Annotated in this window: 7 protein-coding genes; all 7 read left to right on the plus strand. The window is 70.8% G+C overall.

All coding sequences use genetic code 11. From position 1 onward, the window contains the following. Positions 1–372 (plus strand): ABC transporter ATP-binding protein (locus tag ACK59X_RS06165; RefSeq protein WP_409956020.1); only part of this gene is annotated, 372 nt, incomplete at its 5' end. 24 nt (positions 373–396) lie between these two features. Then, positions 397–1,287: an ABC transporter permease gene (locus ACK59X_RS06170; RefSeq protein WP_409956021.1), complete on the plus strand. Its 891-nt coding sequence runs from the start codon at positions 397–399 to the stop codon at positions 1,285–1,287. A gap of 36 nt (positions 1,288–1,323) precedes the next feature. Beyond that, on the plus strand, positions 1,324–2,421 hold the full coding sequence (locus ACK59X_RS06175; RefSeq protein WP_409956022.1) for an ABC transporter substrate-binding protein: 1,098 nt from the start codon (positions 1,324–1,326) through the stop codon (positions 2,419–2,421). A 26-nt stretch (positions 2,422–2,447) separates the two neighbouring features. Then, positions 2,448–3,569, plus strand: coding sequence for an FAD-dependent monooxygenase (locus tag ACK59X_RS06180; protein ID WP_409956023.1), 1,122 nt, complete (start codon positions 2,448–2,450; stop codon positions 3,567–3,569). 35 nt (positions 3,570–3,604) lie between these two features. Then, positions 3,605–4,759, plus strand: a complete 1,155-nt coding sequence (locus ACK59X_RS06185; RefSeq protein ID WP_409956024.1) for a VWA domain-containing protein — start codon at positions 3,605–3,607, stop codon at positions 4,757–4,759. Positions 4,760–4,929: 170 nt separating this feature from the next. Next, entirely contained in the window at positions 4,930–7,029 is a 2,100-nt protein-coding gene (locus ACK59X_RS06190; RefSeq protein ID WP_409956025.1) for an SWIM zinc finger family protein, read from the plus strand. A gap of 129 nt (positions 7,030–7,158) precedes the next feature. Next, positions 7,159–7,413, plus strand: a 255-nt coding sequence (locus ACK59X_RS06195) for a hypothetical protein (protein WP_409956026.1), incomplete at its 3' end; no start/stop codon positions are given.

Consider the following 7,413-nt stretch of genomic DNA (forward strand, 5'->3'; position numbering starts at 1 on the left):
CGCCAGCTCAGCGGCGGCATGCAGCAGCGCGCCTCCATCGCCCGGGCGCTGCTGCACGACCCCAAGTTCCTGCTGATGGACGAGCCCTTCGGCGCCCTGGACGCCATGACGCGCGAGCGCATGAACGAGGAGCTGCAGCGCATCTGGATGGAGAGCGGCAAGACCGTGGTGCTGATCACCCACTCCATCCCCGAGGCCGTGTTCCTGGGCGACAAGGTGTTCGTGATGTCGCCCCGCCCCGGCACGCTGGAGCGGGTGCTGCCCATCGACCTGCCGCGCCCGCGCTCCATGGACGTGATGTCGCACCCGGCCTTCGCCGCGGCATCCGCGTCGATCCGCGAGCGGTTCTCGCACGCCGCTTCGTTCGACTGACACCGGCAAAAGAAAGAGTCCCCCATGACCACCGCCATGCTCCAAGACACCGATCCCATTGCACCGCCCCAGGGCGCCAACCCGCAGCCAGCGGCCATGGAGCGCAAGCGGCGCCCCCACCCGCTTGCCTCGACGCGGGTGCAGTCCATCCTGCTGCTCATCACGCTGCTAGGCTCGTGGGAGGCCGCGGTGCGGCTCCTGAAGGTGCCCAGGCACCTGGTGCCGCCGGTCAGCGATATCGCGCTGGCCCTGTGGCGCGGCCTGGCGACCCACCCGCTTGCCAAGGACGGCTTCTGGTACCACGGCGGCGTGACGGTGAGCGAGATCCTGCTGGGCTTTCTCATCGGCAGCGGCGTGGGCCTGGCCATCGGCATCGTGGTGTCGCAGATGCCCCGGGTCGAGGCACTGCTCGATCCCTACGTGGCCGCGCTGCAGAGCGTGCCCAAGGTGGCCATCGCGCCCATCATCGTGGTCTGGCTGGGCTTTGGCATCAGCTCCAAGGTGGTGATCATCTGCCTGCTCACCTTCTTTCCGGTGCTGGTGACCAGCATCGCCGGCTTCAAGGCGGTGGACCCGGACCGCATCGACCTGCTGCGCTCGCTCTCGGCCACGCCCTGGCAGATCTTCCGCAAGGCCAAGTTCCCGAGCGCCATGCCCTACATCTTCGCGGGGCTGAACATGGCCGCGGCCTTCAGCGTGGTCGGCGCGGTGGTAGGCGAGTTCGTCGGCGCCCAGGCCGGGCTGGGCGTGCTCATCCTGCAGATGGAGGCCCAGGCCGACAGCGGCGGCAGCTTTGCGGTGTGCGTGGTGCTGTCGGTCATCGGCATCGTGCTGACCGGCCTGTTGCGCCGCATCGAGCGCCGGGTGCTGCACTGGATGCCGGCCGATACCTCCCAGCGCGCGGTGAATACCTGACCGCCTGCCCCCATTCTTTGTGAAGGAGTGAACACCATGGTGACGCGACGTGATTTCGGCCGGGGCCTGGGTGCCCTGGGTTTCGCTGCCGGCCTGCCGGCGCTGGCGCAGAGTGTGCGCATGATGAAGGTGGCCAACACCGCCGCGGTGAACGACCCGCAGCAGTGCTTCTGCACCGCGGGCCAGCACCCCAGGCTCAACTTCTACAAGCCGAACGGCGTGGACGTGGAATACGTCAACATGTCGAGCATGACGCAGGCGCTGCAGAGCCTGCGCGCCGGGCACGTGGACTTCGGCCCGGCGGTGCCGGGCATCCTGCTGCCGGCCATGGCCAAGGACCCGTCGCTCGACCTGGTGAGCGTCTACAAATGGCTGCCGCGCAACGGCAACGTGATCGTGGTCAAGCCCGGCAGCCCGATCCGCTCGGCCGCCGACCTGGCGGGCAAGCGCATCGGCGTGCGCAGCCAGGGCGACACCGGCATCGTGGTCACCAAGGCCATGCTGGCCGAGCTCGGCCTCAAGGACGACCAGTGCGAGTACATCGCCATCGGCGACGGTGCGCCGGCCGGCGCTGCCATCGACCACGACCGGGTGGACGCGATGGTGGCCTTCGACACCGCTGCCGCACGCATCGAGCTGGTGGGCACGAAGCTGCGCTATGTGCCGCTCACGCCGAAGTTCGCACAGATCGGCTCGGGCTGGCTGTGCGTGCCGCGCAAGCTGCTCAAGGAGCAGCGCAAGGCCCTGGTGGCCCTGTTCCAGGGTGTGGCGAAGTCCACCATCTTCTCCAACGCCAACATCGAAGCGGCCATCGACGCCCACTGGGCGGTATACCCCGAAAGCCGGCCCAAGGGCCGCAGCGAGGACGAGGCGCGCAAGGAGCTGGCCTTCATCCTCAAGGACCGCAAGACCAGCTGGATGCGCCGGCCCGACGACCCGGACCAGCGCATGGGCGCCTCGTCCCTGGCCGAATGGAAGGCCAACATCGAGATGGCCGCCGAAAGCAGCAAGAACCCCAAGCTCGCCGAGGAGCTGGGTGACCCGAACCGCCTGTTCACCAATGAGCTGATCGACGACATCAACGCCTTCGACAAGCAGGCCGTGGTGCAACTGGCCCGGACCTTCAAGGCCTGAGCCTGCCATCCCAGAGGAGTTGCCCCATGGACGTTCTCATTTCCGGTGCCAGCATGGCCGGCCTGTCGGCCGCCTGGTGGTTCGCACACCACGGCCACCGCGTCACCGTGGTCGAGCGCTCCGAGGGCCTGCGGCCCGGTGGCGCCCCCATCGACGTGCGCGGGCGCGCCCTCGCCACCGCGCAGCGCATGGGCATCCTCGCGCAGATCGAGGCCGAGAAGGTGCGCCTGCTGGAACCTTCGCCCGTGCTCGACGGCACGGGCGCGCAGGTCGCTACGCTGGACCTGCGCTGGTTCGCCAACGAGACCGACGAGGACATCGAGATCACGCGCGACCGCCTCAACCGCATCCTGCGGGATGCCGTTTCGCCCGAGGTGGAGTTCCGCTTCCAGGCGTCCATCGCCTCGCTCGCCGACAGTGCGCAGGGCGTGGACATCGGGTTTGCGGACGGCCGGCAGGCACGCTACGACCTGGTGGTCGGCGCCGACGGCCTGCACTCCAGCGTGCGCCGGCTCGCCTTTGGCCCCGAGGCCGACTACGTGCGCCACTTCGGCCACTACGTCGCGCTGGTCGACCTGCCCGCGGGCCAGGACTGGCATCGCGCCATGCTCAACGTGCCCGGCCTCACGGTCGCGGTGCGCGATGCAGGCGATGGCCCGCAGGCCATGGTGCTGGCCGCCAGTCCCGTGATCGAATACGACTACCGCGACCCGGCGGCGCAGCGGCGCCTGCTCGACCAGTTTTTGGCGCGCGTCGATGCCTGGCAGGTGCCCGCCATCCGCGCCGCCTTCGCCGACCCCGCGGCCCAGGGTTTCTACTTCGACTCGGTCAGCCAGACCCACATGCCGCAATGGATCAAAGGCCATGTCGCGCTGATCGGCGACGCGGCCCATTGCGCCGCGCTGCTCTCGGGCATGGGCACGACCCTCGCCATGGTGTCCGCCGAGACCCTGGCCACCGCCTGGACCGCACATGGCGGCGACATGCAGGCCACGGCGGCGGCCCATGACGCCAGCCTGCGCCCCTACGTGCAGCAGTGCCAGGCCTTCGCCAGCCAGGGCGCTCCCATCATGGTGCCTGCGACGCAGCAGGCGCTGGACGAGCGCAACGCCATGTTCCGCGCCACGGCAGCACGGTTCGCGCCGTGATCCGGGCCGGCACGGGTGGTAAGCTTTCGCCGCCCATGCCAAGCCCCGACTTCGACGACATCCACCCCGATGAGGCCCTGCGCCGCTGGCGCCTGATCCTGGGCCGCTATGCCGCGCAGCCGCTGTCGCATGCGCAGTTCGATGCGGGCGACTGGAAGCTCGACCAGGCGCTCGAATACCTCTATGGCCGCGAATACGAGGGCCGGGGCCTGGCCCGCCCGGCGGGCGGCGGTGCCGGCTCGCTCGACCCGAGCCAGCTGCGCGCCATCGACTGGCTCAACCGCTCGCGCGAACTCTTTCCGCAGGAGGTCTTCGAGCGCATGCAAACGCAGGCCATCGACCGCTACCAGCTCACCGACCTGCTCAAGGACCCGGCCGTGCTGCGTTCCATGGACCCCACGCCCGGCCTGGCCAAAGCCTTGCTGGGCATGCGCGGGCGCCTGTCGGGCGCCATGCACGACGCCGTGCGCGAGGTGATCCAGAAAACGGTGGACGAGATCACCCGGCGCCTGAAAAACGACTTCGTCAACGCCCTGGTCGGCCGGCGCAATCGCCAGCGGCGTTCGCTGGTCAAGAACGCGCAGAACTTCGATGCGCGCGCCACCATCGCGGCCAACCTCAAGAACTACAGCGCCGAGCGGCGCCAGCTGGTCATCCAGCGCCCGCTGTTCAATGCCCGCGTCAAGCGCAACCTGCCCTGGGACGTGGTGCTGTGCGTGGACCAGAGCGGCTCGATGATGGACTCGGTGATCTACAGCGCCGTGATCGCCGGCATCATGAGCTCGCTGCCCGCGGTGCGCGTGAAGCTTGTGGTGTTCGACACCAGCGTGGTCGACCTCACGCACCTGGCGCACGACCCGGTGGAGGTGCTGCTCACGGTGCAGCTCGGCGGCGGCACCGACATCGGCCGCGCCGTGCACTACTGCGAATCGCTGATCGCCAACCCGCAGCGCACCGTGTTCACGCTGATCAGCGACTTCGAGGAGGGCGCCGCCCCCGGCCCGCTGCTGTCGGCCGTGGCGCGCATGGCCGAGGCGCGTGTGAAGCTGCTGGGCCTGGCCGCTCTCGACGAGGGTGCCAACCCGGTCTATGACCGCCAGATGGCCCAGCGCCTGGCCAACAAGGGCATGCATGTGGCAGCGCTCACGCCCACCCACTTCGCCCAGTGGCTGGCCGAGGTCATGGAGTGAAATGAAGCACCCCCTGAGTCGCTGCGCGCCTTCCCCCTCTCTCGACTCTCTGCGCGAGTCGGGAGGGGGACGCTCCCAGCGCGGCGGGGCGGCCCTTGCGCGGGAGCACTGGCTTTGGCCGCGCCAGTTTCAAAGACTGCGAGCCACGCAAAACGCACTGGACAAACGACATGCCGGCTTGGTTTGAGAGCTACCGCGCCTATGACGCCGACACCCTCACGGCCCTGGCCAATGCGGGCCTGCTGCGCCGCGCTGCCAAGGATGTAGAGGCGGGCAAGGTGCAGTGGGCAGAGCAGGGCGCCGATGGCGGCGTGGTCGAGGCCGATGGCCAGCGCGTTCAGCTCGACGCCCGGGGCCCGCAGAAGGCGCAGTGCGACTGCCCGGCGCCCGGCATCTGCAAGCACATCCTTGGGGCGGCGCTGTGGCTGCGGGCGCTGGAGCCTGGCGCGGCCACCGCTGAAGCACCTGCGGCCCCTGGCGCCGAGGCAGATGCACAGTCGCCCACTGCGGTTGCCCCCAGCGCCGATCCACTGGCCGAGGTGCGCGCCCTGCAAGGCCCCGCGCTGTTCAGGCAGGCCGGCGTGGCCGCCATGCGCCGCGCGGTGCAGGCGCTGCCCTGCGGCATCGAGTGGAGCGTGCAGGGCGGCACGCTGGTGATGGAACTGCCGGCGTTGAATGCGACCTGCCGCTATGTGGCGGGAGCCGGCTACGAGGGCATGGTGTCCGAAGTGCCGGCGCGCGAGCGCAAGGCCGTGCACCTGATCGCACTGGCGGCCCTGCGCGAGGCGCTGGGCGAGCCGCTGGCTTGGCCCGAGGGCATGGCCCCTGCCGCTGCAGCAGGGCCGGCCACCACCGCACTGGGCGAGCGCGAGCGGGCCTTCCTGGTCCAGGTGGAGGCCATGCTGCACGAGCTGCTCACCGGCGGCCTGTCGCATGTGAGCGAGCAGGCCTCGGCACGGCTGCTGGCGCTGAACATGTCGGCGCGCGGCGAAGGCCTGCCGCGCCTGGCCGCGCTGCTGCGCAATCTGGGCGGCATGGTCGATGGACTGGTGCGCCGCGACCACCGGATGCAGGAGCGCGATGCGCTGGCGCTGATGTCCAGCATCCAGGCGCTGTGCGATGCCCTGCGCGCACCGGCCAGCGACGGTGCGCAAGCAGCAGCAGAGCGCACAGCCGCCCTGCGCGGCCGGCTGCGCCGCGCCTTCGACGAGACCACGGCACTGGAACTGCTGCCCCTGGGTGGCCACTGGTGGCAGACCTTGGGCGGCGCACGCGGCCTCACGCTGGCCTTCTGGGACCTGGCGGGCCAGCGCCTGATGCAGGCCGCGCTGGCGCGCCCCGACGGCAGCGACACGGGGTTCACACGCCACAGCGCCTGGAACATCCACGCGGTCTGGCCCGGTGTGGGCGCCGCGCAGTCGCTGTGCCAGGCGCCGCTGCGGCTGGAGAACCCCCGCCTGGCCGACGACGACCGGCTGGCGCTGGCGGGCACGGCCCGTGCGCAGGCCCTGGCGCCCTGGCAGGCGGGCGACGCACGCCTGCAGGCCATCGGCTGCGGCCGCTGGGCCGATCTCACGGCGCGGCTGAGCGAGGCCTCGGGCCTCTCGGGCGACGGGGCCGAACTGGCACTGCTGCGCCCCCAGGCCACACGCGCCCCGGTGCTCGACGAAGCCCACCAGCAACTGCTCTGGCCCGTGCAGGACGGCGATGGCCTGTGGCTGCACCTGACGGTCCCCGTGGGCGATGCCAGCATGCAGCGCGTGGACAACCTGGACCGGCTGGCCGCCCGCGGCGCCCCCGTGCATGCGGTGCTGGTGCGCGTGGAGCGCACGCCGTCCGCCACGCTGCTGGTGCCCCTGTCCCTGCTCAGCAGCGATGCCAAGGGGCTGGTCCAGGCCGTTTCGCTGGACTACGCCAACGAGGCCGCGCGCCCCACCTCGCTGGCCCAGCGCATCCTGCGCATGGTGCAGTGGCGCAAGGAGCAGGCGGCCGCCCCGGCCGCAAGCCGGCCCACACGCGCTCAGCGCCTGCTGGGGCCGGTGCTCGACGTGCTGGAGACCCAGGCCGCCACGGGCCGCATGCCGCTCACCGCGCCGCAGGCCGAACGGCTGGACGCGGCCCTGGGGCCCATCCGCTCCGTGGGTCTGCACACGGTGGCTGCGGCCCTGCAGGCCCACCTGCGCGCACCGCAGCCGGCGGGTGCGCTGCGCTTGCAGCAGCTGTGCCAGCGCACGGTGGAGCTCGACGGCCTGCCGTCCATCGCCGGCTGACCCGGCGGATCGTTACACGCCATTACCTGGAAAGCGGGCAAATTGCACGCAGGCGCGGCCGGGCGCCACGGTGGCGACATGGCGCGCTGACACACTGCGGGGCTCTATTCAGACCACAGGGGATCGTGCATGGGACTGCTGGACAAGATCGTGGGGGCGGTGACGGGCCGCTCGGGCAATGATGGCAATGGACTGAGCACCGCGCAGAACAACCTGTTGCGCCAGGCCATGGAGCCGCTGGACAAGGCGGCGCAGGGCCTGGCGGACAAGGCCCTGGCCTTTGTGACCGACGGCACCCACGAAGCCGTGCTGCTGGAGCTGCAGGCCCCCCACGCCATCGAGCCCGGCCAGCTGCTCGGCGCGCCCGGCCGGCTGCGCTGGGGC

The sequence above is a fragment of the Acidovorax sp. genome, assembly GCF_046339755.1.
Classification (GTDB): Bacteria; Pseudomonadota; Gammaproteobacteria; order Burkholderiales; family Burkholderiaceae_C; genus Acidovorax.

What these genes read in the sequence shown, in the direction of transcription:
- ACK59X_RS06180 (WP_409956023.1), top strand. Translation starts at nt 2,448, where the DNA reads ATGGACGTTCTCATTTCCGGTGCCAGCATGGCCGGCCTGTCGGCCGCC.
- ACK59X_RS06190 (WP_409956025.1), top strand. Translation starts at nt 4,930, where the DNA reads ATGCCGGCTTGGTTTGAGAGCTACCGCGCCTATGACGCCGACACCCTC.
- ACK59X_RS06170 (WP_409956021.1), top strand. Translation starts at nt 397, where the DNA reads ATGACCACCGCCATGCTCCAAGACACCGATCCCATTGCACCGCCCCAG.
- ACK59X_RS06175 (WP_409956022.1), top strand. Translation starts at nt 1,324, where the DNA reads ATGGTGACGCGACGTGATTTCGGCCGGGGCCTGGGTGCCCTGGGTTTC.
- ACK59X_RS06185 (WP_409956024.1), top strand. Translation starts at nt 3,605, where the DNA reads ATGCCAAGCCCCGACTTCGACGACATCCACCCCGATGAGGCCCTGCGC.